A 25,806-nucleotide genomic window follows, 5' to 3' on the forward strand; every position below is an offset into this window, starting at 1 on the left:
AGCTCCGACTCGAGTGCGTCACGGCCTGCTGCCCCGAACTCGCTGACCTGGTTCGGCATATCGCGTCGTTCGCCATGAGTCCACGTTCGTTCTGGCATGGAGTGGCACGACACCCCGCCCGCGTCACCAGGACTCGGCCTGCAGGAACAATGTGATCACTTCGGCGAAGAACCAGATGGAGAACACCAGACACCCAAGCCAGAGCCCCCACAAGAACCAACGGACCTCTCGTCGTATGCGCATGGGCGGATCATCCCCCGGAAGTCAACGTGCGTCGGCGGCCGGAGATGTTTCAGGGTGCGCGTCATGTCGGGGCGCCAACGCGGTCCGGGCCAGATCGCGTAGCCAGACGTGTGCGGGGTCGGTGTCATAGCGCTGATGCCATGACAGGTACACCGTGGCCGGCGGCAGTTCGAACGGCAGTGGGAGCAGGGTCAGACCGAGAACCGTGGCCGCTGAACGCGTCGTCGACTCGGGGGCGGTGACGAGGAGGTCGGAGCCACGTACGAACTCGAGCGCGGCCCCTTCGGTGGGCGCGGTCGCCACTACCCGCCGGGTGAGGCCGAGCCGTGCGAGAGCGTCGTCAAGGCTGTTGCTGAGCCTTCCGCGCCGCGAGACGGTGATGTGCTCGGCCGCGGCGTATCGCGCGGCGGTGATGGCCTTGACGCGGGTGAGCGGGTGCCCCCGCCGCACGACGATGACGTGCTGGGTCTCAGCCACCGGCTCGGCGCAGATGTCGGGTGCGGTCGGGCGGTTCGCGTTCGCCTCCAGGTCGACTTCGCCGCGACGCAGTTCGGGGGTGTCGATGTGCGATTCCGCGATGAAGCGCACACGCACGCCCGGCGCCTGCTTGCGTACGGCCGTGAGAAGCGCGGGACCACTGAGGGCGACGAGTGAATCGTGCCAGCGGAGTGTGAAGGTGCGCTCGAGCGTCGTGAGGTCGAGTTCGCGGCTCGGTGCCAGCACGCCCTGGACCTGTTGCAGCAACTCGTGCACCTGTTCCCGGACGGCGATCGCGTACGGCGTCGGAGTCATCGTGCGCCCGGTACGCACCAGGATCTGATCCCCGGTCGTGCGCCGGATCCGGCCGAGGCTTCGACTCATCGCGGGGGCGGTGACGTGCAGGCGCTCAGCGGCTCCGGCCACGCTGCCTTCTTCCAGAAGCGCGTCGAGGGCGGCGAGCAGGTTCAAATCCAATTGCATGAGATTCATCCTAGACGTGCTTTACATGCACTTGCAGTTAACTATGCGCCCTTCTACCTTCGAGATGCGGGCGGAAGGAACCACGGTTCTCGCCCGGCCCGCCTCATCACCCCTCCGCTCAGATGGGAGCACCGCCATGCCCGAGTCGATTCAGACCAACGGGATTGCCGCAGCCGCCAACTCCGCGTCCGACGCCGACCTGCTCGCTCAGACCGCGATCGCCGTGCGCGCGGCGGGTTCGGCACTGCGGGAGCGGTTCGGCGACGTGGTCCGCTACCAGACCCGCGAAGAGCTGATGCGCGCGCTCGCCGCCAACGACGACGCGGCCCTCGACGTCCTGCGCCCACGCCTCGCCGTCCTGCGCCCGGATGCCCGCCTGGTGGAGGACGAGCTCGCGGGCGGGGCCCTGCCTCCGGGCGAATGGTGGGTCCTGGACCCGGCCGAAGGAAACGTCAACCACCTGCACGCCCTGCCGGAGTGGGCGGTGACCGCCACGCTCGTGCGCGACAACCAACCGGTGCTCACCGCAGTTCACCTGCCGTTGACCGGTGAGACCTACACCGCACTCGCCGGTGCCGGCGCCCACCTCGACGGCCGCCCGCTGCACGTGTCGCAGACCACCGACCTCGGCCTGAGCCTCGTGGCCACGAGCCAGGCCAGGCCCGACGAGGACGACAAGGTCGTGCGGCGCATCGGTTCCTCGATCACGGCGATGCTCTTCGATGCGCTCGTGGTGCGGACATCCGTACCCGCCACGCTGCACCTCCTGAACGTGGCCGCCGGCCGGATCGACGCCTTCTGGCAGTTCGCCGGGGCCCGCGCGGACCTGCTTCCCGGGGCGCTGCTCGTGGCCGAGGCCGGCGGACGGATATCCGATGCCGAGGGCCGCCCCTGGACCCCCGAGAGCGAGAGCTTCGTGGCCGCCGCGCCCGGCGTGCACACCCAAGCCGTCACCACGCTCTCCCGCTGACGTCCATCAGAACCGCAAGCACCGAAAGGACCCCATCAACATGAGCATGATCGCCGTTCTCGGAAACGGCCGCGTCGGCGGCAGCCTGGCCCTGGCCCTCACCCGGGCCGGACACGAGGTGACCGTGGCGGACCGCTCACCAGGCTCTGCTGCCGACGCCGCCCGGACAGCCCAGATCGTCATCAACGCCACCCCGGGCGCCGGCTCGCTGGAGCGGCTCATCGCGCTTCGGGAGGACCTGCGGGGCAAGATTCTCGTAGACGTCTCCAACGCCACCGTCGACGGACCGGACGGACTGCCGGCCGACCTGCTGTACCCCGGCTCGAGCCTCGCGGAGCAACTACAAGAAGCCCTCCCCGACACGCGCGTCATCAAGACGCTCAACACGATGCTCTACACGGTGATGACCGCGCCCCACGCGCTCACCCAGACACCGACCGCCTTCCTCTCCGGCGAGGATCCGGAGGCCAAGCAAGTCGTACGCGGGCTGCTCGCCGACCTCAGCTGGAAGCGGGAATGGATCACGGACCTCGGCGGGATCGAGACCGCGCGGGCAGCCGAGGCGGCGATTCTCTTCGTACCGCACGTGATCCGATCCAGCGGATTCGCGCCCTTCGCCCTCTCGATCACCCGCTGAAGTCAGCGGATTCCACCACGTCGGCGGTCACCGGCTGAATCCGGCGGTCAGGCCGCTGAGCAGCTGGCGGCGCCCGAAGACGTACAGCGCCAGGATGGGCAGCGTCGTGAGGACGACAGCGGCGAGCACGGCGGGGACGTTGACCCCGTACTGGCCCTGGAACGACCACAGGGCAAGCGGGAGCGTTCGCTTCGACGGGCTCTGGGTGAGGATCAGCGGCAGCAGGAATCCGTTCCAGATGGTCAGCGCGTTGTAGATGGTCACGGTGGTGAGGGCCGGCCGGGTGAGCGGCGCCGCCAGCCGCCACAGGGTCGTCCACTCGGTGGCCCCGTCGACCCGCATGGAGTCGAAGAGTTCGTTGGGTACGTCGCGGATGAAGTTGGCCAGCACCAGCACGGACAGCGGGATGGCGAAGGCGATCGACGGCAGGATCAGCGCCAGCAGGCTGTCGTACAGATGCAGCTTGATAATGATCAGGTAGACCGGGATGACCGTCGCCTGGAGCGGGATGGCGAGGCCCATGAGGAACAGGCCGTTCACCGCGCGCAGGAACCTGAACCGCCAGCCGCGCACGATCGCGTAGGCGGCCATGAAGGAGAAGGCAACGGCCGGTATCACCGCGCCGGCGGTGGCCACGACGCTGTTCACGAAGTAGGTGAGGAAGTCGGATTCGATGACCAGTTGGTAGTTGTCCAGCGTGGGATCGCCCGACGGCACCAGCGGGTTGCTCGTGTAGTAGGTGCTCTGCGCCTTCAGACTGGTGATGAGCATCCAGTACAGCGGTATGGCGACGACGACCAGCCAGATCCATCCGGCCAGACCGCCGGGCCAGTTGCGTCGGCGGACCGCCGGACGGGAGTGATTGCCCCGCTCGCGGCGGGTGGCCTTCTCCGGTCGCTCGGGCTTGGTCAGCGTGGTGGTCACGTCAGGCCCCCTCGAGTTGGCTCTCACCGGCATCCCGGCCCCCCAGCCTGCGCAGCAGCAGGGCGAGGGCCAGGCCCACGAGGACGAGGATGACCGCGATGACGCTGGCCGGTCCCATCAGGTTGGCCTGGAAGCCCCGTTTGTACATGTCCAGCGCCAGCACCCGGGTGGCGTCCCCGGGACCGCCCTCGGTCAGCACGAAGATGAGGTCGAAGAAGGTCAGTGACCCCACCACCATGAGCGTCGACGAGGTGATGATGGTGAACTTCAGCTGCGGCAGCGTGATGCTGAAGAACTGGCGGACCCGGCCGGCGCCGTCCAGCTGGGCCGCTTCGTACAGGGACTGCGGGATCTGCTGGACGCCGCCCTGGTAGATCAGCGAGTGGAAGGGGATGAACTGCCAGGAGACGACGAAGACCACGAGGCTGAAGGCCAGCCAGGGCCGCCCCAGCCAGTCCTGGCTGAGGAATCCGATCCCCAGCCCGTGGCCGAGCCCGAAGTTGGGGTCCAGCAGCGCCTTGTACGCGATCGCGATCGCCGCGGAGCTGAGCAGCAGCGGGATGAAGTACACCACGCCCAGTACCGCACGGTAGCGCTGGCTGCCGGCCAGGAACGTACCGAGCAGAATACTCAGCGGAGTCTGAACGGCCCAGGACGCGGCCATCACGAGGAACGTGATCCACAGGGCGTGCGGCAGCCCGGGGTCGGTGAGCACCGCACGCCAACTGGTCAGCCCCGACGGGTGGATGCCGCCGATCCCGTCCCATGTGGTGAAGCTCAGCGCGAAGACGCCCACGAGCGGAATCACGGCGAAGCCGACGAAGACCACCAGCGCCGGCATCGCCACCCAGGGCAGGATGCTGCGCGGTTCGCGACGCGGCGGACGGCTGGTGAGTGAGCTCATGTGCCTATGACCGCGTTGAGGTTGGTGGCGAACGTCTTCGGCGAGATGGACAGCTGGAACAGCTTGACGATGTTGTCCAGCAGTGTCTCCGCGGCCGTCGGGCTGAGCGCCTGGTCCCAGGACTGGGCGAACGTCTTGGCCTTGCTGGCGACGCCATAGGTGAACTTCAGGAACTCGGCGTCCTCGGAGGCGTCCAGCTGCTTCTCCGTGCCGAGCAGGAGCGGGACCGCCCCGGTGCCGATCCAGTCCTTCACCTCGGCCGGCTGGAGGACACCCTTGGTGAAGTAGTCCCTGGCGATCTTCTTCTGCTCGGTGCTGGCCTTGGAGGAGATGTACAGGTACTGGCCGGGATTGCCGACGGTGTCGCTGAGGTCGCCCTTGCCGCCCTCGACGGGCGGGAAGTTCATGAATCCGAGCCCGCCGCCGGAGACGAAGTCGCCGCCGTCGGCCTTCTGGATGCCGTACGACCAGGAGCCGTGCAGCATCATCGCGGCCCTGCCGGTGTACAGCAGCGCCTGGTCGGCGTTGGAGTCCGCCGTGATCGAGGAGAAGCCCTTGACGAACCCGCCCGCCTTGACCAGCTCCTGCACCTTGCCGAGCGCGTCGAGGGCTGCCGGGTTGGACCAGGCGTCCTTCTCGCCGTCGAAGACGGCCTGGAACACCTCGGGACCGCCGATGCGGTCGAAGAGGAACTCCAGCCACATCATGTTCGTCCACCGGGACTGACCGCCGAGGGAGAACGGCGCTATGTCCTTCGCCTTGAACTTGGGGACCAGATCCATGATGTCGCCCCAGGACTGCGGCGGCTCCACTCCGACATCGTCGAAGACCTTCTTGTTGTAGTAGAGGACGATCGGCTGCACGGTCTCGCACGGCATCGCGTAGATCTTGCCGTCGATGGTCGCCGGGCCGAACGAGGACGGGAACAGCCGCTTCTTGACCTCGGGGTGGTCGCCGAACCACGAGGTGAGGTCCTCGACCTGCCCGGCCTTCACGTAGCTGCGCAGCGTGCCGCCGCCCCAGCCCCAGATGAGGGTGGGCGCCTGCCCGGCGCCGATGGCCGTCTTGATCTTCGTCTTGTACGCGTCGTTCTGGAAGGTGGTGCCCTTGATCTCGTCATCGGGGTGGGCCTTGTTGAACGCGTTGAGCGCGTTCGTCCTGACGCCTTCCTGAGGCTGGCCGCTGAGGTACCAGTACGAGACTCCGGCACCGCTCTTGCCGGGTCCGGACGAGCCGCAGGCCGACAGCGCCGCAGAGGCGGGTACGGCAGCTGCCAGCCCGAGGAAGGTACGTCGAGAAAGAGGGATCGCCATGCTTCTTCTCCGCACTCGAGAGCCACCGGCTTCTCGTGAGTCGTAATGAAAGCTTTTCGATAAAGCCTTCTTCGAGCCTGTGCATGGAGCGTGTTCGTGCAAATTAAGTTTCGAACTGATGCCCTGTCAAGGCGTGCGCAGCCCCGTTGTTGGGCGGCATTCACCTGCGTAGTATCGGCCGAGCATGACTCGCGAAAAGCCCTGGCAAAGACCGAAACATTTCGAATATTGACGTCAAGGATCGTCAGGAGAGGGAGGATGCGGTGGCTGCGGCTGGTTCACTGCCGATGACGGTCCAGGTCAGGCTGCGCCGAAAAGACCCGCTGCCGTCCAGGCCGGACCGGGTCGATGCCATGCCCTCCCGGCCGCGAAGAGGGTGGCGCGGAAGATCGCGCCTCTCGGCAGCCACCCGGGCTCCAACTACCTGCGGCGCGTAGCCGAAGGCAGCGACGCGCAAGCCACACCTCCACCGGACGCGATCCCTCGCGGATCGTCCAACACCGCGGAGCCGAGGGGCTCTTGGACCCCTTCCCGGACGAGCCCCCCGCCGGGTTGACGTACAGCTGGGAGGAACTGATGCCACCGAACGCCAGACGCACCACCTTGGCGGACATCGCCCAAGCGGCCGGCGTCTCCATCGCGACGGTGTCCAAGGTGGTCAACGGCCGCGGTGACGTGGCGCCGCAAACCCGCGCCCGGGTGCAGGAAGCGTTGCACCAGCACGACTACCTCGCGCCCGTGTTCCGCCACACCGAGGCGAAAACAAGCCCGATCATCGAAGTACAGTTCCAGGGCAGCCTCAAGCCGTACGTGGCCGAGGCCCTCGAAGGCATCATCGACTCCGCCGCGGCAGCAGGGGCCTCGGTGGCGATCAGCAAGGCATCCCGCGCCCCGCACTGGGCCCGGGACCTGGTCTCAGCCGGGCGCCGCGCCCTCATCGCGGTCACCAGCGTGTACACCGCCGCGCACCTCAAGGAGTTGGCCCGGGCCGGGCTGCCGCTGGTCGTGCTCGACCCGCTCCACCTGCCGGACAGCCGGGTCAACAGCGTCGGAGCGACCAACTTCACCGGCGGCCTGGCCGCGACCCGGCACCTGCTCTCCCTCGGCCACCGCCGCGTCGCCTACCTCGGCGGACCGGCCATGGCCGTGTGCAACCAGGCACGCATGCACGGCTACCGCGCCGCCATGGAGGCGGAAGGAGCGCCGGTACCCGCCGCCTACGTCCGGCCCGGAGAATTCTCGTACCGATACGGCCTGCTCGGCGCCGCGGCACTGCTGGACCTGGAAGAACCGCCGACGGCGATCTTCACCTGCAACGACGAGATCGCCCTCGGTGCCATCGAGACCGCCCGCACCCGAGGCCTGCGCATCCCCGAAGATCTGAGCGTGGTCGGCTTCGACGACACGCACCTCGCTCAGATGGCCTCACCGCCACTGACCACCGTGCGCCAGCCGCTACGGGAGATGGGCGGTGCTGCCCTGCGCACCGCCCTGCGACTGGCCAACGACGAGAAGGTCGAGTCCCACCACATCGAACTCGCCACCGAACTCGTGGTACGCGCCTCGACGGCGCCGCCGGCAGACCTCAAGTGACCGCCCACGGGCGCTGAGTCGTCCACCCCCTATCGCGGCCGCGGAGCCTGCTCCGGGCCGTCGGGGTGCGCCGCCTTTCACCCTTGAACTGAGCGCACCCTTTACGCGTTCGGGTCCCACTCTGCGAGCTGCTCCATCGGCTCGGTGTCGCCGGTGGTCTCCAGGCCGTCGAGCGGAACGCGCTCGTAGAAGTAGAGGACCAGTTCGCTCGCTGCGCCTCGCATCGCCATGTCGCCCGGCTCCGCGTCGGCGGCGAGGTCGTCGCAGCGGACGCCGTCGGCGTTGAGGGTCAGGCGCCAGGAGCGGCCCTCGGTCGTGTGCAGGTCGATGGTCGCCGGCTTGAAGGGCCACGGCACGGTCGTCGCCGAGACGGTCGTCAGGAACTCGTCGACGCCCTCGACCGCGACGTCCGTCGGCAGCGGCTGTGCGGCCTCCTGGGTGAGCTGGACGTCGTAGGTGTGGACGGCGATCTCCTGGATCTGGTGCCGGGCCACGGCTCCGCTGGTCTCCGGGGCCTGCGAGCGGCCCCACCAGGTCCAGCAGCCGCGGTCCGGGCCGGCCTCGCGCATCGCGTCGAGCATGAGCTCGGTCGACTCGGCGAGCCAGGCGTCCAGGGCTTCGCGGTCGCGGGGCGCGGTCGGGGCGCCCTTCGGGGTCGTCCTCGCCGGGGGCTCAGCGCCCGGGCCCGCCGTGACGATGGCGGCCTGGCGGCGGCGGCCGTCGCCGAGGTGCTGCGCCAGTTCGCGCAGCGTCCAGTCCGGGCAGGTCGGGACCTGGACGTCAAGGTCGGGGGCGGACGCGATGGCGGCGCGGAACGCGGCCGAGCGGTCTGCGATCAACCGCAGGACCTCGGGGAACTCCAGGATGCTCTGCACCTCGGTGGTGTATCACGGCGCTCCGGCCGCCGGGTAGCGAATTTGTCGGACGAACGCGTCAACGGACCGGGGCGAGCGGTCCAGGACAGCATGCGGGTGCGGTCCTGCCGTCCATCGTGCGCGTCCGCAGGCGTGATCACCCACCCGGCGCGTTCGGCGCGCCAGGCCCGGCAATCGGATAGGTCACGTCCACGAACCCGGTGTATGTCGGAGTTCCCGAGGAGCACTGAGTTGAGCGTGGTTGGCCGAGGGGCGCCGTACGAGGAAGCGTCGTTCGGTGAGCAGTTCCAGAAGGAGAGCCGGTCTCTCGGTCGCCGGTGTGTCTGGCGATACGACGAAGTCGGGAGCGCGAGGGGGCGGGTCGGCCTTCGGTGGGTGCGATGCCGCAGGCGCCACACGTATGTCGAGGAAGTGCGTGCCGCTCTTGCCGTGACGGTTCCGCGCGGCGTCACAGTCCTGCGGATGGTCCGGGGAGCAGGCGACGAGGACCAGCATGCCGTTTCGCGCGAGAACTTCGGCCGTCAGCCCGGCACGCCGCGGCTCCTTTGCCTCGAGTACGGCCACCTGGCGCCCGGCGCTGCGCAGCAGATCGGCGAGCGCATGCGCGAGGGGCATCGCTCCGTTTCCTGGGGAGCCGGTGAGCCACACCGTCACTCCACACGCGCAGGGTTTGGCGTCCATGGGCATGCTCGGGCTACCTCACTTCGCGGGAGAGGGGTTGGTCTGGCGCAGGCTGTCGGCGAGGGTCCACCAGAGCACGCCGTAGGTGATCACGATGGCCGCGATGCACAGGGCGGCGTGTTGTGCGTTCATCGTGATGGTGAGGCCACCCGCTACCAGTTGGCTGGCGCCGAGGGAGAGGGTGGAGAACATGAAGTCGGCACTGAGGACGCGTCCGCGGATCCTGTCCGGTGTGGCGGATTGCAGGGCGAAGGACGACAGGGTGGAGTTCATGCTGCCGCCGATGTGGGCCGTGACGACCAGCAGAACGGCCAGCGGGAACCATGTGGCGGCGGAGAATCCGGCGTAGGCCAGGCCGAATGTCAGGGTTGAGGCCAGGACGAGCAGGCGGATCCGGTCCTCTCTGCCGGACAGCAGGCGCCGGCCGAGCACAGGACCGATCAGCGCGCCCACGCCTCGGGCGGCGTAGAGCAGACCCACGCCGACAGCGCCGACGTGGAAGACCGCCGCGCCCAGGGCGGGGAAGAGGGCCAGGACTCCGTTACCCAGGGCGGTTCCCGGCTTGGCCAGGACCAGGGCGATGATGCGACGGTCCGTACGGGCGAACTCCGCGGTTTCACGAAGGTCGTCGCGGACCCTGCTTCGCGTCCGCGCGGGCCGGCGGTCCCCGCAGGGCTTTTGCACGCGCTGGACCAGGGCCGCGGAGAGGCAGAAGGTGACCACGTCCAGCGCGAAGCACCAGTAGGTGCCGACGGCGGACGCGAGCAGGGCACCCAGTGAAGCGCCCACAGCGAGCATGACGCCCCAGGCACCACCGTTGAGCGCGTTGGCCGTCAACAGGTCCTGTTTCGGCACCAGGTTGGGCAGAGCGGCGCTGGCGGCCGGCCCGTAGAACGCCTTCACGCCCGCGACACCGCCCAGCGCGATCAGGGCGATCCAGGCCGTCGACTCGTCCCGCACCAGGAACAGGGTGGCGATGAAGGCGGCGGAGAGCAGGTCGCACAGGATCATCAGTCGTCGGCGGTCCACGCGGTCGACGACCACGCCGGCGTACGGCGACAGCGCGGCAATGACCAGGGTGTCGGCCGCGAGGACCAGCGCCCCCCACAGCGGGGCGCCGGTCAGCTCCTGGAGCAGCGCCAGGAGCGGGATCATCGCGAACCAGTCGCCGCCCAGACTGACCAGCTGGGACAGGTAGACGCGGCGGAAGTCCGCCTCTTGGCGGAGCAGTTGGACTGCCGTTCTTGGCGCCGGGGGCGTGTGTGCTGTGGTGTCCGGCGTACTACTGCCCGTCAGCACTCAGCGCCTCGCGGAGTTCGGCGGAGCGGCCGGTGAGCAGGAGGGAGAGCCGGTGGCGGTTCGGCTCGGGCAGCTGCTCGAGCACGTGCTCGTCCACTCGGGCGAGGAAGCCGCGCCCGAGTTCGAGGGCCTCCGCCATCGCGTCGTCGGAGTTCTCCAGCATCGCCAGCGTCGCGATACGCAGGTCGCCCAGGCACATGTCCCGTTCGTACACGGGCAGCAGTTCGGGGGCGCGTTCGCGCAGGAGGTCCCCGGTGACCACCATCATCCGCATGCGGGCGGCGATGTTGTCGGGCTCGTACAGGCGTTGGGTGATGGAGCGTTCGCCGGCCTCGCGGATGCGCCAGTGGTAGACGACCTGTCCGACCACGTCCATGGCGCGGGCCTCGATGTGGGCCCGCACGGTTACGGGCGCGTCTTCGTACTGGCGCAGGGTGAAGGCGAATTGGTGGTGATCCCAGAACGACCGGCGGAACACTTTGTTCCAGATCATGCGGTCGAGGATCAGGTCGCGGTCGCGGGTGATGTGGGTGCCGCGGCGCGGGGCGGCGAAGACGTCGGCGTAGCGCGGATGGCGGTGGGTGCCCGCGGAGTTGAGGCGTCGCACGTCCCCGGAGGCGAAGTCGGAGCCTGTGGATTCCAGGGACTGGACCAGGGCTCGGTAGGCCGTCGACGGGACGACGTCGTCGGAGTCGGCGAAGGCCAGGTAGGTGCCGGTGGCCTTCGCCGCGCCGGCGTTGCGGGCGGCGCTCAGTCCGCGGTTGGGCTGGGTGACCAGGCGGAATCGCTCGTCCTTGGCCACCCAGGAGGAGGCGATCTGGGGGCTGTTGTCGGTCGAGCCGTCGTCGACCAGGACCACTTCGAGGTCGGTGAGTTCCTGGGTGGAGAGGGACTCCAGGAGTTCGGGGAAGTAGGGGGCGACGTTGTAGAAGGGCACGACGACGCTGAGTGTCGGCATCCGGGCTACCTCAGTTCTGGGCTGTGCGGGCGAGGATTCCTGTGGCGCAGGCGATGCCCCCCGCGCCTTTGGCGAGTTCGGGTATCGGTACGCGGGCCACGCACTCGATGCCGTGCCGGGCGAGCAGGGCCGCGGTTTCCCGGGACCCGGCCGCCATGAGGATCGAGCGGGGCGCCACGGTGACGAAGTTGAACGCCTGTTGGGTGCGGACCTCGTCGGACTCCGGGATGTCGACGACGGTGAATCCCAGCTCACGCAGTCGGCGCACATCGGCGGGATCCATGATCGAGGTACGGGCGGCGAGCAGGTCGGCGTCGAGCACCTGGAGGACGCCCAGCAGGTGCTGGACTCCGTTCGGTACGGACAGTCGCAGCGCCCGTGCGCCCTGTTGTCGCGCCTCCTGTGCGACCTGCCGGGCGCCGGCGTAGTTGGTGCGGGTGCCGAGTCCGACCGCGACCAGGTCGGTGCGCAGCCACTGGGCGTCGGCGCCTTCGAAGAGGCCGTCGGCGCCGATGGTCCTGGCCACGGGAATGCCGAGCTGTGCGCAGAGCCGCAGGGTCTGCAGTTCTTCGCCGGCGCGGACGCTGCTGGCCATCCGGGGAATGACGGCGCCTGCCCTGGTCATCCACAGCAGATCACGCGCGAACATCGCGTTGGCTCCGCTGTAGGGATTCCCGCCGGGCGCCTGGGGCGCGGGCAGTTCGTGCACGGTGATTCCCAGGGCCCGGTATGCCTCGGCCAGTGCGTCCATGTCCCGGCGCAGCGCGCTGTGGTCGAGCCGTTCCAGGTGCTGGAGCGCGTCCGGGTCTCCAGCGGTGAGCAGCGAGGCAGGCGGGCAGTGCAGGGCGACATCGGTGAGCCGGTCGCAGTCCCGCTCCACGCGCAGCGGCGCCCAGGTGCCGCCGAGCGTGATGTCGTCCTCGTGCCGTCCCGGGCGGGAGCGCCAGCCCGGCCCGTGGTATGCGGCGGCGGTCACAGCCACTGGTCCTCCTCCCCCTTGCGGTAGCCGAGTTCGCTCGCGATGTCCCGGAGGGCGGGATTTTCCACGGCCGGGAGCACGAGGTGGGCTCGCTGCCGCCAGCGCGCAGGGCGAGGCTGCGCGGTCGCCATGACGACGGGGAACTGGACCGGACGGGAGGGCTGTCGGATGCCGGCGAAGTCGAAGACGGACCGGAGGGTGGCCTCGCGTGTACCGGGGTGAAGCATCTTCTCGAAGGGCACGCGCAGCACCTCGTCGACGATGCCGGGCGCCAGCCCTTCGACAGCTGAGCGGTGCGCTCCCGCCCACTGCTGTGCGCACACCCATTCCAGCGGCTGGTCGACGAGCTTGTCCCAGCCCGGCGGAATGTCGAAGTTCCACCAGCGCGTGGCCGCCGCGCCGAGTTCCGAGTAGCCGTCGATGGCCAGGGTGTGCTGGTCGGACACGTCGTAGGAGAAGAATCCTCGGTCGCGCCAGCCGTCGTAGAGCCCGTTGATGCTTGCGGCGGGGTTGCGGGTGAGGTGGATCACCAGCAGCCGGGCGTGCGGGAAGAGGCGGCGCAGCAACGGCAGTCGGTAGGCGTCGACGGACGACTTGATCACCACGGGACGGCCCCGCAGACAGTCGCGGTCGGCGGCGGTGCGGACGCGGGGAACGATGAAGGGCGGTTCCTCGATGCAGAAACCGTTGTGGGGCGTGCGCAGTTCGCCGGTGTTGCCCTCGGTCCGCAGCGAGGGCGGCAGATCGTAGAAGGACGGGTCGACGCGAGGGTGGGAGTCGCGAAGGTGGTGCAACACCTGGGCGAACAGGGCGTCCGGGTCGTCGCGGCGTGCACAGCTGCGCACCGCCTGGTCGACGGCGTCCTGGACCGTCGTGTACTGGATCTCCTCCAGGGGCCACTGCAGGGCCAGACGGCGCGTCACGACCGCCGCGTACTGCGTGCGGCCGGCGGCATCCACCGGCGGCCGGTTCGCCCCGGAGCCGAGCAGCGACATGAAGTCTGCCGAGAACTGGGCCCAGTTGAACACGGCGTCCGGCTCCAGTACGTCGGAGCCGTCCCTGCCGCGGTCGAGCCCGTTCAGCTTGTACAGCGCGGTGTGCTCGCCGACGATGGACAGCACATCAGGCTGGTCCGACAGGATCTGGTGGAGGAGGCTGCTGCCGCCCCTGGACGAGGCCACGATCGCCACGACGCGTGTGACGTGCGACAGGTCCATGTCCGCGGAGGCCGGCACGGTGGCCAGTGTGCGGCGGGCTGCCGCGATCGACCGGTCCCGCACGGAAACTTCGACGCCTGAGGCCATCAGACCAGGACCTCGCTCCCGGAGGCGGCTTCGAAGGCGATGCTGCCGCCGGGCGGCACGTCGATGGTGAGGGGCCCTCCGGGGTGGGGGCGTTCAGCGGTGAGTGGCTGTCCGGTCGGCGAGTGGACGGTGAAGGAGAGCCCCTCGGACTGCGCATCCACCGTCAGCCGGGACGCGTAGCCGCCGTTGAGCACGATGGCCGGCCGTTGCACTCGGCACGAGGTGGTGGGCTGGAGGACGAAGACGACATCGCGCGCGTCGCCCGTGGCGCGCAGGACGCTGTGTGAGGCGTTGTCGGTCCTACGGTGCTTCAGGAAGCCGCTCATGTTGTCGGCGTACAGCTGGTGGTGGCGGCGCAACACCTCCTTGCCCTCCTCGGGCAGGCGGGCGAAGTCCGAGCCGTAGGCGGGGATTCCGGCGGCCAGCATGGCGATGACCGCCACGGCGATGTCCTGCGTGGTGTCATGGGGGCCGAACGTCTGGTAGTCGTTGATCGCGGCCGCGGTGTACGCCTGTACGTGCAGGGTCCGCAGGAAGTTCGTCCGGGGGTCGAACGGTGCGTCGCCGGCCCGCATGCAGGTCCCGTACGGGGTGAGGAACGCCGTGCCGTAGTTCTGCTTGAGCTCGACGATGTAGTCCGGCGCCACCTCACGGGTGCGCCGGTCGGCGTCCTCCAGCATCAACTGCAGGCCTGTGAGCATGGAGTCCAGGTCGTGCTCGTGGTGCGGACTCTCGCACCGCAGGTCGGGTATCCAGTTGAACAGGTCGTACTTGGCGCCGTGGAATCCGTACTCCTGCACGAGCCGTACGCAGACGTCCGCCATCGTCCGGCGCGCCTCGGCGTTCATGAAGCACAGTGAGTAGAACTGGGTCTCGCCCAGGACCGGTTCACCGGAGGTCGGGGCGATGAGCAGGTGGCGGCGGTCGGCGAAACAGTCGGCGGCGGGGCCGACGGCATGGGGCGCGCACCAGATGAGGGCTCGCGCTCCCATTGCCTCCACACGGCGCACCAGTGCGTGCATGTCGGGGAACTTTTCCGGGTCGGGTTTCCAGTCGCCGATGTTCAGCGGCGTCTCGTACACGGTGTCCAGGCCGGGGCCGAACCAGCCGTCGTCGATGATGAAGTTCCGGACGCCGACATCGAGTCCGATCTTGACGTTCTCCAGGACCATCTCCGTGCTGATGTCGTCGCTGGCCCAGTCGGTCCAGCTGCACCAGAAGGGCTCGAAGGACTCGGCAACGATGCGGTCCTCCAGCCCGAAGGCGGCTCGGGTCTGCTCGGAGAAGTCCCGCAGAACATCCAGCCACGGGCCGCGCTCGTCGCCCTGCGGTCCGGAGACGAGATACACGTGCTCGGTCAAGGATCCATCAGCCGCGGCGGCGGACCGGGACAGGGGGTACTCCTCCGTACCCCGGCGAAAGCTCACCTCGACGCCGCCCGTGTGCACGTTCAACGCCCGGTTGGACACGGGCTCCAGAAGGCGCATGTCCGTCTCGGTGAGCGAGCCGATGAGCCCCAGGGCCAGTTCCACGTTCCCGTCCCGCCCGGTGAACATGTAGAGCGGCACCTTGACGTCGTTGATCTTCGACTGGGCGAGCCGGCCGAACTTCCAGAAGCTGGTGACGTGCATCAGGTTCATGAACCATCGCCCGCTGTCCGGCGGGACGACCTCGTCGAAGTTCCCCATCGGGGCACGCAGCAGGTACTCGAGGGAGACGATGCGCTCGCCGCTCGGCGGACGCACAGTGACCTGGAAGGGAGCCGTGCCACTCACGTAGACATCGATGTCCTCGTGGCGAGCGGCAGCCACCTCCCCGAGCACGAAGAGGCCGAACTCCCGTTCAGCTCCAGACTCAAGACGAACGATCAGGCGCATGCAAGGAACCGCGTTCATCGATTGCCCTTCTGGCTGCAGACGACCCGCACCGGGGTGAGCCTGACGGCGTAACACTCCGTTCACAATCCGTGAGGCAACCATAATCCAACAGAAGCTGTCAATGAATCGGTTCAAACTCGTAGGTGAATCAACAGAGTTGAACTAAAGGCGACGTAAAACGGCCCGGTCGGCACCGCGGGCTCCGGAGCCGACGAGCACTCAAACGGGGAAGCCGAGTGCGTGCAGAGGTCGGCGAAGTAGCTGTCGTGGCCGAAAAGGACAGCACTCTCGGCACACTGGGCGAGGCTGGACACGCCTGGTGAACGCCAGCCGCGTCACCGTCGTCGCCGTCCAACCGCCGCCGTGTCCATAGTGTTTGGTTCACATAGGCCGGCCGGATCGTTCAGGCCGCGGCGGCGAGGCGGCCTCCCCGGCAGATGCCCTTCTCGCTGTGGAAGCGGGCGCATTCCCTGCGCTCGGAAGCCAGGACATCGCGGCGGCGGGCGTTGGCGTTATGGCGGGGTAGGTAGGCGTACGAGGGCCGGGGCTGCGCCGTGTGGTTGGGGTAGTACGGGCTGGCGATGGTGCACTGCCGCAGCGGTCCGAAGCGCGCCTCGATGGGGTCCGCCTACGAGGCGCAGAGCGGGCTGAATCACAGCGCGACCCTGCGGTGGTTGACGCCTCACAGACGCTCACCGCAGATACGTCCGACCTCAAAGCCAGAGCGCCGCCTGGGCGGCATGATGTCCTCCGTGAAGAACAGCACAGTCCTGCATCCTGACCGAATACCCGGCTACGACGGAGGCCCCCTCACACACCAGGCCAGCCTCCTGGACGAGCCACTCTTCTGGCTGGGGCACCTCTACTCGTGCATCCACAGCGAGGAGACCGAGGAGCTGCTGTTCGGCGCGGACTACGACGCGGCCGGCGAGTTTCAGCGACGGCTGTGGGAGCGAGCCGAGTGGCCGACATTCACCGTTCCACTCGCCGCTGACCACCGTCTCCATGTGGTCTACCGCACTTTCGCGGACGACACCGGCACCGACTACCTACTCCACCACCCCGACTGGGACCAGGCAGAGCTCCTCGCCCGGGACGACGGTCACTTCATGGGACCGGGCCTGTCGTGGTCCGAGCTCGAGGCGGCTGCGGGCAACGCGCTGCCCGGCGGCAGCACCACCGATGCCCACGCCCGCCTGTTGCTCCTGCTGCCTGCGTTCGGCGACCACGCAATACCCGACGACGCCGTTGACAGCCTGGCGACCGCGCTACGCGCCCGCACCAGTGTGGAAGAACCTCAAACCCTGGCTGCGGCTCTCCTGGAGAATCAAGGAGCCCCCGGCCCCGCGCACTGGACAACCGCCACGCACGGTTTCCCCGTGAACGACGGCGAATACTCCTTCCGCAACCCTGTCAAACACTTCGCCCTGTCAGCCGATCGCCTGGCCCGGGTAGCCACGGCACTGGCACCGTGACCCACCCCGCGCCATCCTCCGGCCGTGCGGGACGTGCGGGACGTGCGGGACGTGCTTCCAACGATCGAGCCATGACTGCTCTGATCACGGCTACGCGGCCGGCCTGGAAAGACCCCGTTCACCGGCCTGGGTCTTCGATGCTTCAACAAGACGGTCGCCGCGGATACGCATCCGGGCGGCCACCATGCGGAGTCCGGCACGTCGGCACCGGCAACAAGGGCTCGAGCAGGGCCAATTCGAGGTCGGTGGGGTCCGACGCGTACCGGTGCCGGCGTGTCCTGTTCCGTCATTCAGGTCATCAGGTCGAGGGCGGACGCGACGGAGTTGAGCTGGGCGACGATGTGCCGCACCCGCTTGCCCTCCGGGTCGAGCGCAGCATGCGGGCCGACGGCCCCGGTGAGCAGGCGGCGGACCTCGGGCAGCAGCACATACACCCGTGCCTTCTCGTAGAACTCCAGCTCTGCTGGTGAAGAGGCAGTGTTCCGACCCCGCACTATCCGCCTATCAGAGGGCACTGTTTGTCGGCGGGGGTTATCTGCCAAGTGCCTCGGATCTCGTCGAGCGTCGCCGTGTAGTCGGCGCGTACGGGCGGTTCTTGGCCGTGACGCCACCGCTGCGGCAAAGCAGACAGGCGGATGGTCGCCAAGGCTTGTGTGGTGGCCCCAACAGCTCCGATCCAGTGAGGGCTTTCGCTGATCAGCCGGCCCGTTGTCGCGATGTCCGGTTCGGGGATCATGACTGATGAGGTTTCACCGGCGCCGACGAGCGCAGAGCCGGCCAGCAGGGCCAGCAAACGGCTCAGGACCACTGCGGGCATAGCTGGGTCAGTTGTCTCGACTGTCAGATAGCAGTCGTCATGCCCGGAATACCAGAAGCGCGAGCCGTCGACGTGGGGCAGGACAGGCTCGTCGAAGGCTGCCGTTCCGACGAACAACGCGATCTCATCAAGCTGGGCCGGGGTCGGCGCCACCGGCACGTCGACCAGAGACAGCTCGTAGGGCGACCAACTGCCGTCCAGGAACCCGGGCAGACTGTCGCGGTGCATCACCAGGATCTCCTCACCGAGCCCCGGGGTGGCAGAAGCCCACGCCCCGATGGGGTGCACGATGAAATCGGCACCCTGCTCAGCGGCGATCAACGACGGCCGCCACTGCCGGAAGTCCTCGTCCAGGAAGCTGTTGGTCGCAAGGTCCACGACCAGGACCGTGTCGTTCACCGAGCGCGAGATCACATCGATCAACTCGCCGGCCTGGGCCGCCGAGGCACTGATCCGCCACGACCTGCCGACCTCGCTAACGCTGAATGTCAGCGGGAACGGCAAATGATCCGCCCCGACGCTGTTGACGCTAAACGCTCCGTCTCGCTGAACCTCGATCATTGCCCCATCCCCCATGAACTCAAAGGCCATTCGACCTGTGCAGATCATCATGCGTCGTCAGCCGGGGCAGGCCGCAGCGCACTGGTAGAAGAAGGCCATGCTCTGGCCCTGCGCCACTCCTCGTCCTGGCAGGCGACGAGGTCGTCCGCCCAGCTGTCCTGGGCATATTGAGCGCAAACGGGTGCGGAGTTGGGGTGCATGCCGAACAGGTCGCTGACCACGATGGGCGGGAGGTCCGCGACCGTTTCGGTCATCGCGGTGTTGCGGGCGCCGAGTACGGGGAGTTCGTACTGGCGCATGAGCGAGTGGATCGAGGCGGCGCTTTGGCGTCGGCTGGCACGTCGTCCCGGCAGGATGAAGCGCCCTTCGTCGTCTGCCTGCTGCCGGAGCGTCAAGGCGTGTCCCGGACGCGTGGCCTGTCGCTCGAGGAGCTGGGCCAGTCTGTGCGCCAGCAGGGCGCCAGGTTGCGGTCGAGGCGAGACGCAAGGCGGGCTGAGGCCACTGTGCTCGGGATTATCGACGGTGGAGACGACTATCCGGCCCAGGGAATCGGCCCCTGTTTGAGGACGGCGAGCTGGCGCGCATGGTCGGTGGGCCATAGATCGATCTGGTAAAGGAAGTGGTCACCGCGGCCGCCGTTGGTGTCGACGGCCGGCGGCTCGGAAGGAAGGTAGGAGACCCGCACACGGAGCAGCCCACAAGGAACGGTCAGGCTCGGTCCGTCCACGGGAAGGATCGCCGGGCTGGACACGGCGAGTCGGCCGGTTGAGGCATCCAGGTCCGCCTCGACGATGTGCTCGGCCGTCGGCTCCGTCATCGGTGCGGATGCGTGGACGGTGATGTGTGACTCGACCATGTCGTCCCGGGCGGTGCCGACGGAGATCGAGTGTGGTTCCAACCCGATGCGATGAACCTGGACCGCTTCCTCGGTCCAGCCGGCCGGCGGCAGGTCGGGGTCCGTCGCGTGTTCGGCCATCCAGGCGTCAAAGGGTTCGAGGTCTTGGACGTAGAACTGCCCGTGATCGGCATCGATCAGGAACTTCAACGGAGTTTCACCCACCGCCGCAGGCTATCGGAGCCGGGTCGACGCCAATTGATTGCTCTTCCAGGAAGGTGACGAAATCAGGCAGCAGCCAGGCCGCCTCCGCCATCTCGTACCCGAAGGACCGGTGAAGTCACAGATCCTCCTCTGGGCGACCTCGCGCAGCGCGGTGAAGCCGACCTTCGGAGAGAAGGCGGCCGTGGCCAGATCCTGGTGACGGAGGACTGGCCTGATCGCCATCAGCCCGGAGCCCATGATCCATTCGATGGGAAGGCTCGCCAGCGTCCCAGCCCTCTGATCCCCGCTTCGGGAAGGCAGCGCCGTGAGGACTGCCGGCACGTCGACTGGGGCGCCAGCCGTACGCGCAGTGCTGGGAGCGCGCTTCGCTGGACCGCCGTCATCGGCTCCGGGCTGTCCCGGTTCAGCGCCCTGGACCGGCCACCGGTATCGTCGGTACCGTTGACACCATGACGCATCCGAAAGCCATGAGCCTGCGCTTCCCGGATCCGGCTCAGCATGCCGCGATCGAAGCCGCCGCAAAGCAAGCGGGCGTCAGCCTGCAGGAATACATCCTGTCCGCCGCTTACGACCGCGCCACCGCCGTGGAGAACGCCTTCCTCGACGCCTTCCGCGCCTCGATGGCACACAGCGCAGCCGCGTTCGCCGAGGAGGGCAGCACGGTCGATCCCAGCACGCAGCAGCGCGCAGCCGAGCTCCAGGCGCGCCATGAGCTCGACGGGCGGCGGCCGGGCCGGGGCCACGCCGCGTGACCCAGAACGAACCCCTCCATCCCCTCGATGTGGCCTTCCTTCTCCATGCCGCCGAGCTTCTGCCGGGCGACCCCCAGGTGGATGACTACGGCCCGCTGTACGCGGCCGTCGCCCGGGTCAACGCACGCGCTTTGGAACACGACGTGTACGGCTCCCTGCACCTCAGAGCCGCAGCACTCCTCCAGACGCTGGTGCGGCTGCCCTGCCTGGAGCACTCCAACGAGGCCTTCGCCTGGCACGCGGCCGAGGCGTACCTGGCGCTCAACGGATGCCGACTCGAGTATTCGCCCAAGGAAGCGGTAGCCCTGGTACGGGATGCAGCCACCGGCACCGCCGGAGTCGGCCTCATCGGCCGTCAACTACGCGCCTGGAGCACCTCCTGACCCACCGCCCGCAACAGCCCGCGGGGCGGAAATCTCCGCAAACAGCCACACCAGCGGACACACCCCCACGGCCCGCAGCGTCACCCGACGCCGTGCCGGTCCGGTGCGGGACATCCCGCCGGGCGAACCGGCCGTAGCCGTCCGGCACCATCGGCCGGGGCGGCAGCAAGCGCGGACAAACCCGAGAACAGGCGCAGACCGTCGATCGCGCACCCCCGCCCGGCGCGCCGACGTGCGACAGGCCAGATGTCGATGAGGCAGCTGTCCAAGCCCGCCACCCCCAAGGCTCTTGTAAGCCTCGCACCCATCCCCCGACATGTTCTGCTCGACGGCGAAGCCAGGCTTCGGGTGCTGATCATCTGGCTTCCTTCGCGAGAACGGGCCCGGTCCACCGCGTGTGGCCGCGTGACTCTGGCCAGCCGATCGCTTTAGCTTCTGAGCCAGTCACCCCAGCAGGGCAGCCCTGAACGTCTCGCGGTGAGCGACCAGCCATTCCTGGATGCGGTCCCAACGCTGCCAACCACCGTGCTCGGCCAGCGCCTGGGTGTAGAGGGGGTCGCCGACGGCCACTCGGCCGACGGCGAAGGCCCGGCAAGACGCGGTGGCCTGTTCGATCACGCCGGGCAGTTCAGTACGCTCTTGCCGGGAGAGGCCATAGCCGTCGGCGAGAATCCGCAGGCGCGTCGGGGTATCCAGTCCCGCGGGATAAAGGACCGCCGCGGACGTGGGATCGAGCATGGGCACCCAGTATCGGGCCGTCATAGCCACGTCCCACACCGCTCGGCCGGGCGCAGCCAGGTCGAAATCAATCAGGGCTGCGGCACGGCCGTCGCGGAACACGACGTTCTCCGTGCATACGTCGTTGTGGCACAGCATCGTTCCTCCCGCCGGGTCCGACAGGGACCGGGGCCACTTCACGCCCTCGTCGACCGGGATGGCTGCGCTGGCCTCGTGCAGACGCCGCAGCAGGCTCCCCACCGATCGCAGCGCGGTCTCGCTCATCGCCCAGCGCGGAAACGGCGGCAGGGCGACGTCGCCGGGGATGAAGGTCAACTGCTCGCGGCCGTCGGCGGCCAGTCGGATCGGCCTCGGAACCGCGTCGAACCCGTGCTCTCCGAGCGCCAGGAGATGGGCATGGAGCGCACGCGCAGTGCGCGGCGCCGGACGTTCCACCACAGCACCACGGCGGAAAACCGCGCCCGCGTTAACCATGCCGCCGACCAGCTCTTCACCCTCAGCCGTCATCTCGATCACGCTACTGAACTTGATTGAGTGATGTCGGTGCGGTTCGCCTGACAGCGACCTGCCGGCTCCGGTAGCTCCTGGGGAGTGAGATACGCGCAGGGTGGTGGGCTGACCGACGCCGAGAGGGCCGCGCGGGAGCGGATCCGGTTGCAGGCTGTCGTCCGCTTCGAGGGCGGGGAGACGAACCGCGAGGCCGCCGCCGCTCTGCGGGTGAGCGAGCGGTCGGTGGAGCGGTGGCGCAGGGCCTGGCGCGAGCGCGGCGAGGCCGGGTCCTGTCGCGGGGTTCTCCAGGGCGGTCCCGGCTCAGCGAAACGCAGGACGAGCCGAAGGGCTTCGGCTGGCGGGATCTCCGCGACCTGGTCGTCCGCGCTCGTATCCAGCTCGGGGCCCGATCGTGCTGGTCTGGGACAACGTCCGGCTCCACCTGACCGCCGGTATGAAGGAATTCATCGAGGCGAATGCCGAGTGGCTGACCGTGTTACAACTCCCGGTTTACGCCGCTGACCTCAATCCAACCGAGGGCATCTGGGCGCTGGTCAAGCGCGACCTGGGCAACCTGGCTGCCGCGGACCTCGGTGAGATCACCAGAGCCGTGAAACGTCGACTCAAGGGGATCCAGTACCGCCCCGACCTCGTCGACGGCTGCATCGCCGCCACTGGCCTGAGCCTGGACGGCTGACCGGAGCGGGGACCAGTCCCAGATCACTCATCCCAGTCCGCGTAGTCCCCGATCCCCACGTCGTCGCAGAAGGTCTCCCAGAACCCGTTGTGCACGAGAGCGGTCTCGTCGATGCGGGAGACGAGATCGCGCAGCTCTTCCGCCACCTCCTCGCATCTCTCCTCGTCGCCCTCTGCATAGAACGGGAAGCGTGCGATCACGGCCGCGACGGATCGGTTGAAGGCGCCGAGGTCTCTGTTCACGTGACTGGCTGTCGCTGACTCGGTCATGGGAATGTGCACCACGCGACCACTGGCCACGTCGACGGCGATGCGTCCGAACAGGCCACTCGTCGCGATGGCGACAAGCCCCCGCTCACCGATGCCTCCGAAGTACACCGGCTCGCTCAGCGGCCGGTACTCGTACCCGATCAACCCACCTGGGATGCCAGTCTCCCTGAGATCGACAGCGATCTGGGTGGGCACCTCGGGTGGGGCCTCGATGGAGACCAAGACGAACTCGGGCTTCGGCAACTGCGGCAGGGGCTGACTCACGGGAGGATCTTCTCCCGACGGACTGCCCGGCAACACCCAAAGGCCCGCGAGACGGGCTACGCATGCCGGTCGGCAGGTCCCGAGATCACCCAATCAAGTTCAGTACCGCCAGCTCGGCCAAGCGTGGGACGGTCCCGAAATGCGCTTCGAACTAGGCGACTCACCTGGGCATTTGTCAGATGTGAGACGGGGCCGGGCGGGCGAGGCTCCAGCCTTCGAGACCATCGTGGTCGGCATCCGTGTTCCACGAAGCAGAGCGGCAAGACCAAGGACTCGACCCGATGCCGACCTTGCGGACCGCGCGTACATATCCCGGCCGGTCCAAATCGCCTCCGCCGAAGCGGAATCCGCGCTGTCGTTCCCCAGCCGTCCGACCAGGTCTCCACCGTCCGCGGCACGACCCCTCCGGAAACCAACTACCCGACTTCGAGGCCGAGTCAGCGATCGGTCACCCATCGCGCGTCTGCTGGCCAAGAGCCCATGCCGATGATCTGCTCCACGAGCCCGAGCCCCACACCAAGGGGAACGGTGTCCTCATCCGCATACTCGTCGTCCTGCCCGTTGGACAGGACGAATCCGTCGCTCGACCCCTCAGCCCCAGGGTCCACGGCATGTTCGCCGGGATCACCCTCGTCTTCGAGCAGCATCACCATCGCGCGCTCGGTATTCGTCACGAAGGCCAGCAATCGTCCTTTTGAGCTGGTCAACCACGTCTCGAAGTGCCCGCTGTCGATCCTCGAGCGAAGAGCCTCCAGCACCACCGCGGACGACACAGGGACAGGGCTGTCGCCATTGATCACCCAGGACTCGTTCACAGGCACGACAATCTCACGGACCGGGTCCGCAGCACGCTGCCGTCCTGCGGCGACCACGATCGCTGCGACGCGTACATCCATGCCTCCGGACGGGTATCCCGATGTGGACCACGGGTCAGTGCTTCTCCGCCAGCTGACGGCTGGGACCCGAATCGCATCCCCGATGGACCCCGTGGCGGGCTGCGGGCCGAAGGCTCTCACTCACTGGGTGACAGTGGGTGAGGCGTCGATCGACCAGCCCACCATGCGTCGCGAGAACGCGTCCAGGACGACCGCGAGTCACGCCTTCCCTCGAAGGTGGGCGCCGCCTCACAACACCAGTCCGTCGGCAGCCCTTTCAGATCTCCACGGGCCTGACCTGTGGATCCTTCTAGCTCAAACGAGCGGCGGCCGCTGAGCGGCCGATACCGGAGTACGGTGGCAGTACCGAGCGCACCTCGCACGCCGTCATCCATTTCGGCGTCGCCCTCGGGGAACGGCAAGGCCGGAGCACATCGCGTCCGGACGGAAATGAGCCGCCCCACATGAGCCTGATGAGCCTCGGAGTACTCGCCTCCTCCCGCAAGGAGAACGAGTTCCGTCTGCCGCTGCACCCTCACCACCTCGACCGGATCGCCCCGGCCGTACGCGAGAGGATCTTCCTCGAGCAGGGCTACGGCGAACGGTTCGGCGTGCCCGACGACGCCCTGCGACCACTCGTGGCCGGCCTGCGCTCCCGCGAGCAACTCGTCGCCGAGAGCGACATCGTCCTGTTGCCCAAACCGATGCACGACGACATCGCCGAGCTGCGCGAGGGTCAGGTGCTGTGGGGATGGCCGCACTGCGTGCAGGACGAGAAGATGACCCAGATCGGCATCGACAAACGGCTGACCCTGCTCGCCTGGGAAGCCATGAACCACTGGACCTCCACGGGCGCCTTCAGCGTCCATGTCTTCCACAAGAACAACGAGCTCGCCGGCTACTGCTCGGTGCTGCACGCCCTGCAGCTCGGCGGGCTGACCGGTAGTTACGGGCGCCGCCTGCGGGCGGTGGTCATCAGCTTCGGCGCCACGGCGCGCGGAGCGGTCACAGGCCTGGGCGCCATGGGAGTCTCCGACGTCACCGTGCTGACCCAACGCGCCGCGGCAGCGGTGGCGTCACCGATGCCCTCGGTCGTGATGGGCCACTTCGAGGAGCAGGAGCACGATCCGTCGCGCCTGCAGGCCGTCACCGCGGCCGGTTCCCAGCCGCTCGCGGAGTATCTGGCCGGGTTCGACATCATCGTCAACTGCGTCCTGCAGGACACCGACGCACCTCTCATGTTCGTCACCGACGAGGAACTCGCGCTCTTCCGGCCGGGAACGTTCTTCATCGACGTTGCTTGCGACCAGGGCATGGGCTTCGACTGGGCCCACCCGACCACCTTCGGCGAGCCCATGCTCTCGGTGGGATCCGGCTGCCACTATTACGCGGTGGATCACAGCCCGTCCCACCTGTGGAACTCCGCCACCTGGGAAATAAGCGAAGCGCTCCTTCCCTACCTGCACAAGGTCATGAGCGGCCCCACGGCATGGGACACCGACACCACCATCAAGAAGGCCATCGAGATCCGCGACGGCGTCGTCCAGAACCCAAAGATCCTCTCCTTCCAGCACCGCTCAGCCGACTACCCCCACTCCCCCGAGGACCCGACGACCCCGCTGAGGTAACAGACCCGGTGTACGTCACGGTCCCCTCTTCGGAAACCTCCGCAGCACGGTCGGTGGCGTACATGACGGGCACGAGCAGCGAGCGCAGGTAGGAGACCCAGTAGGTCGGTGCCGCCGCCGGGCCGAAGCGCTCCTGCCCCTCGACGAGCCGGTCGAACTCCTTGTTGAACCAGGCGCCCAAGGGCGGTCGGGCCCGTAGGGCGGCCTCCACAGCGCGTGCCGCGCTGTCGACAGCGTCGAACGTCTCGGGAGTCACGGCGGGTGCTTCGACGGCTGCTGCC

At 68.1% G+C, this 25,806-nt stretch carries 27 protein-coding genes and 1 pseudogene; 9 read left to right on the forward strand and 19 right to left on the reverse strand.

All coding sequences use genetic code 11. The annotated features are described in order from the left end of the window. Positions 1-264: 264 nt before the first annotated feature. Positions 265-1,203: a LysR family transcriptional regulator gene (locus ACIOHP_RS28870; protein WP_401892010.1), complete on the reverse strand. Its 939-nt coding sequence runs from the start codon at positions 1,201-1,203 to the stop codon at positions 265-267. A 136-nt stretch (positions 1,204-1,339) separates the two neighbouring features. On the opposite strand from ACIOHP_RS28870, the gene ACIOHP_RS28875 reads away from it, so the two are divergent. Both ACIOHP_RS28875 and ACIOHP_RS28880 read left to right on the forward strand, forming a co-directional pair. Next, a complete protein-coding gene (locus ACIOHP_RS28875; RefSeq protein WP_401892012.1) occupies positions 1,340-2,173 on the forward strand; it encodes an inositol monophosphatase family protein in 834 nt (277 codons plus the stop codon). 40 nt (positions 2,174-2,213) lie between these two features. After that, positions 2,214-2,810, forward strand: a complete 597-nt coding sequence (locus tag ACIOHP_RS28880; RefSeq protein WP_401892014.1) for an NADPH-dependent F420 reductase — start codon at positions 2,214-2,216, stop codon at positions 2,808-2,810. Positions 2,811-2,837: 27 nt separating this feature from the next. Here the strand turns inward: ACIOHP_RS28880 and ACIOHP_RS28885 are convergent, their stop codons facing one another. Genes ACIOHP_RS28885 through ACIOHP_RS28895 form a run of 3 tightly spaced genes read right to left on the reverse strand, consistent with a single transcriptional unit; the run spans position 2,838 to position 5,951 of the window. Continuing rightward, a complete protein-coding gene (locus tag ACIOHP_RS28885) occupies positions 2,838-3,734 on the reverse strand; it encodes a carbohydrate ABC transporter permease (protein ID WP_401892016.1) in 897 nt (298 codons plus the stop codon). 1 nt (position 3,735) lies between these two features. Beyond that, on the reverse strand, positions 3,736-4,638 hold the full coding sequence (locus ACIOHP_RS28890; RefSeq protein WP_401892018.1) for a carbohydrate ABC transporter permease: 903 nt from the start codon (positions 4,636-4,638) through the stop codon (positions 3,736-3,738). Beyond that, positions 4,635-5,951 carry an extracellular solute-binding protein gene (locus ACIOHP_RS28895; RefSeq protein ID WP_401892019.1) on the reverse strand — a complete coding sequence of 439 codons (1,317 nt, stop codon included), beginning with the start codon at positions 5,949-5,951 and terminating at the stop codon, positions 4,635-4,637. The genes ACIOHP_RS28890 and ACIOHP_RS28895 overlap by 4 nt, the downstream gene beginning before the upstream one ends. Positions 5,952-6,527: 576 nt before the next feature. On the opposite strand from ACIOHP_RS28895, the gene ACIOHP_RS28900 reads away from it, so the two are divergent. Next, a complete protein-coding gene (locus tag ACIOHP_RS28900) occupies positions 6,528-7,544 on the forward strand; it encodes a LacI family DNA-binding transcriptional regulator (protein ID WP_401892021.1) in 1,017 nt (338 codons plus the stop codon). Between the two features lie 101 nt (positions 7,545-7,645). On the opposite strand, the gene ACIOHP_RS28905 is transcribed toward ACIOHP_RS28900, so the two are convergent. The 8 genes and pseudogenes from ACIOHP_RS28905 to ACIOHP_RS28940 form a co-directional block, all read right to left on the reverse strand. Next, the gene (locus ACIOHP_RS28905) at positions 7,646-8,419 is read right to left on the reverse strand and encodes a maleylpyruvate isomerase family mycothiol-dependent enzyme (RefSeq protein WP_401892022.1); all 774 of its coding nucleotides are present in this window, start codon (positions 8,417-8,419) and stop codon (positions 7,646-7,648) included. Between the two features lie 183 nt (positions 8,420-8,602). Beyond that, a complete protein-coding gene (locus ACIOHP_RS28910) occupies positions 8,603-9,034 on the reverse strand; it encodes a hypothetical protein (RefSeq protein WP_401892023.1) in 432 nt (143 codons plus the stop codon). Between the two features lie 84 nt (positions 9,035-9,118). Further along, entirely contained in the window at positions 9,119-10,399 is a 1,281-nt protein-coding gene (locus ACIOHP_RS28915) for an MFS transporter (RefSeq protein WP_401892024.1), read from the reverse strand. Beyond that, a complete protein-coding gene (locus ACIOHP_RS28920) occupies positions 10,383-11,357 on the reverse strand; it encodes a glycosyltransferase family 2 protein (RefSeq protein ID WP_401892026.1) in 975 nt (324 codons plus the stop codon). Before ACIOHP_RS28920 ends, ACIOHP_RS28915 begins: the two co-directional genes overlap by 17 nt. 10 nt (positions 11,358-11,367) lie before the next feature. Next, positions 11,368-12,333, reverse strand: coding sequence for a dimethylarginine dimethylaminohydrolase family protein (locus tag ACIOHP_RS28925; RefSeq protein ID WP_401892028.1), 966 nt, complete (start codon positions 12,331-12,333; stop codon positions 11,368-11,370). After that, positions 12,330-13,640, reverse strand: coding sequence for a sulfotransferase (locus ACIOHP_RS28930; protein ID WP_401892029.1), 1,311 nt, complete (start codon positions 13,638-13,640; stop codon positions 12,330-12,332). The genes ACIOHP_RS28925 and ACIOHP_RS28930 overlap by 4 nt, the downstream gene beginning before the upstream one ends. Further along, positions 13,640-15,451, reverse strand: coding sequence for an alpha-galactosidase (locus tag ACIOHP_RS28935; protein ID WP_401892030.1), 1,812 nt, complete (start codon positions 15,449-15,451; stop codon positions 13,640-13,642). The genes ACIOHP_RS28930 and ACIOHP_RS28935 overlap by 1 nt, the downstream gene beginning before the upstream one ends. 469 nt (positions 15,452-15,920) lie before the next feature. Beyond that, positions 15,921-16,145 (reverse strand): annotated as a pseudogene (locus ACIOHP_RS28940) (IS630 family transposase); the annotation flags it as partial. Between the two features lie 124 nt (positions 16,146-16,269). Between ACIOHP_RS28940 and ACIOHP_RS28945 the strand changes: the two are divergent. Then, positions 16,270-16,992 (forward strand): hypothetical protein, encoded by a 723-nt coding sequence (locus tag ACIOHP_RS28945; protein ID WP_401892032.1) that lies wholly within the window; start codon positions 16,270-16,272, stop codon positions 16,990-16,992. Positions 16,993-17,282: 290 nt separating this feature from the next. Here the strand turns inward: ACIOHP_RS28945 and ACIOHP_RS28950 are convergent, their stop codons facing one another. The 4 genes from ACIOHP_RS28950 to ACIOHP_RS28965 form a co-directional block, all read right to left on the reverse strand. Next, positions 17,283-17,426, reverse strand: a complete 144-nt coding sequence (locus ACIOHP_RS28950) for a hypothetical protein (protein WP_401892034.1) — start codon at positions 17,424-17,426, stop codon at positions 17,283-17,285. Between the two features lie 59 nt (positions 17,427-17,485). Next, positions 17,486-18,370: a hypothetical protein gene (locus ACIOHP_RS28955; protein ID WP_401892035.1), complete on the reverse strand. Its 885-nt coding sequence runs from the start codon at positions 18,368-18,370 to the stop codon at positions 17,486-17,488. 47 nt (positions 18,371-18,417) lie between these two features. Further along, positions 18,418-18,669, reverse strand: coding sequence for a hypothetical protein (locus ACIOHP_RS28960; RefSeq protein ID WP_401892037.1), 252 nt, complete (start codon positions 18,667-18,669; stop codon positions 18,418-18,420). A gap of 233 nt (positions 18,670-18,902) precedes the next feature. Beyond that, positions 18,903-19,430 carry a hypothetical protein gene (locus ACIOHP_RS28965; protein WP_401892038.1) on the reverse strand — a complete coding sequence of 176 codons (528 nt, stop codon included), beginning with the start codon at positions 19,428-19,430 and terminating at the stop codon, positions 18,903-18,905. Positions 19,431-19,879: 449 nt separating this feature from the next. On the opposite strand from ACIOHP_RS28965, the gene ACIOHP_RS28970 reads away from it, so the two are divergent. After that, a complete protein-coding gene (locus tag ACIOHP_RS28970; protein WP_401892039.1) occupies positions 19,880-20,182 on the forward strand; it encodes a hypothetical protein in 303 nt (100 codons plus the stop codon). Beyond that, on the forward strand, positions 20,179-20,565 hold the full coding sequence (locus ACIOHP_RS28975) for a fic family toxin-antitoxin system, toxin component (protein ID WP_401892041.1): 387 nt from the start codon (positions 20,179-20,181) through the stop codon (positions 20,563-20,565). Before ACIOHP_RS28970 ends, ACIOHP_RS28975 begins: the two co-directional genes overlap by 4 nt. 444 nt (positions 20,566-21,009) lie before the next feature. Here the strand turns inward: ACIOHP_RS28975 and ACIOHP_RS28980 are convergent, their stop codons facing one another. After that, complete coding sequence (locus ACIOHP_RS28980; RefSeq protein ID WP_401892410.1) at positions 21,010-21,810, reverse strand: phosphotransferase; 801 nt, start codon at positions 21,808-21,810, stop codon at positions 21,010-21,012. Between the two features lie 84 nt (positions 21,811-21,894). Between ACIOHP_RS28980 and ACIOHP_RS28985 the strand changes: the two genes are divergently transcribed. Both ACIOHP_RS28985 and ACIOHP_RS28990 read left to right on the forward strand, forming a co-directional pair. Further along, complete coding sequence (locus ACIOHP_RS28985) at positions 21,895-22,314, forward strand: helix-turn-helix domain-containing protein (RefSeq protein WP_401892043.1); 420 nt, start codon at positions 21,895-21,897, stop codon at positions 22,312-22,314. Beyond that, entirely contained in the window at positions 22,205-22,489 is a 285-nt protein-coding gene (locus ACIOHP_RS28990; RefSeq protein WP_401892045.1) for a transposase, read from the forward strand. Before ACIOHP_RS28985 ends, ACIOHP_RS28990 begins: the two co-directional genes overlap by 110 nt. Positions 22,490-22,512: 23 nt before the next feature. Here the strand turns inward: ACIOHP_RS28990 and ACIOHP_RS28995 are convergent, their stop codons facing one another. Beyond that, the gene (locus tag ACIOHP_RS28995; RefSeq protein WP_401892046.1) at positions 22,513-23,022 is read right to left on the reverse strand and encodes an SUKH-4 family immunity protein; all 510 of its coding nucleotides are present in this window, start codon (positions 23,020-23,022) and stop codon (positions 22,513-22,515) included. Between the two features lie 437 nt (positions 23,023-23,459). Then, a complete protein-coding gene (locus ACIOHP_RS29000; protein WP_401892048.1) occupies positions 23,460-23,918 on the reverse strand; it encodes a hypothetical protein in 459 nt (152 codons plus the stop codon). A gap of 443 nt (positions 23,919-24,361) precedes the next feature. Between ACIOHP_RS29000 and ACIOHP_RS29005 the strand changes: the two genes are divergently transcribed. Beyond that, entirely contained in the window at positions 24,362-25,525 is a 1,164-nt protein-coding gene (locus tag ACIOHP_RS29005; RefSeq protein WP_401892050.1) for a N(5)-(carboxyethyl)ornithine synthase, read from the forward strand. Positions 25,526-25,806 lie beyond the last annotated feature (281 nt).

Source organism: Streptomyces sp. NPDC087859 (assembly GCF_044742595.1).
Taxonomy (GTDB): domain Bacteria; phylum Actinomycetota; class Actinomycetes; order Streptomycetales; family Streptomycetaceae; genus Streptomyces; species Streptomyces canus_F.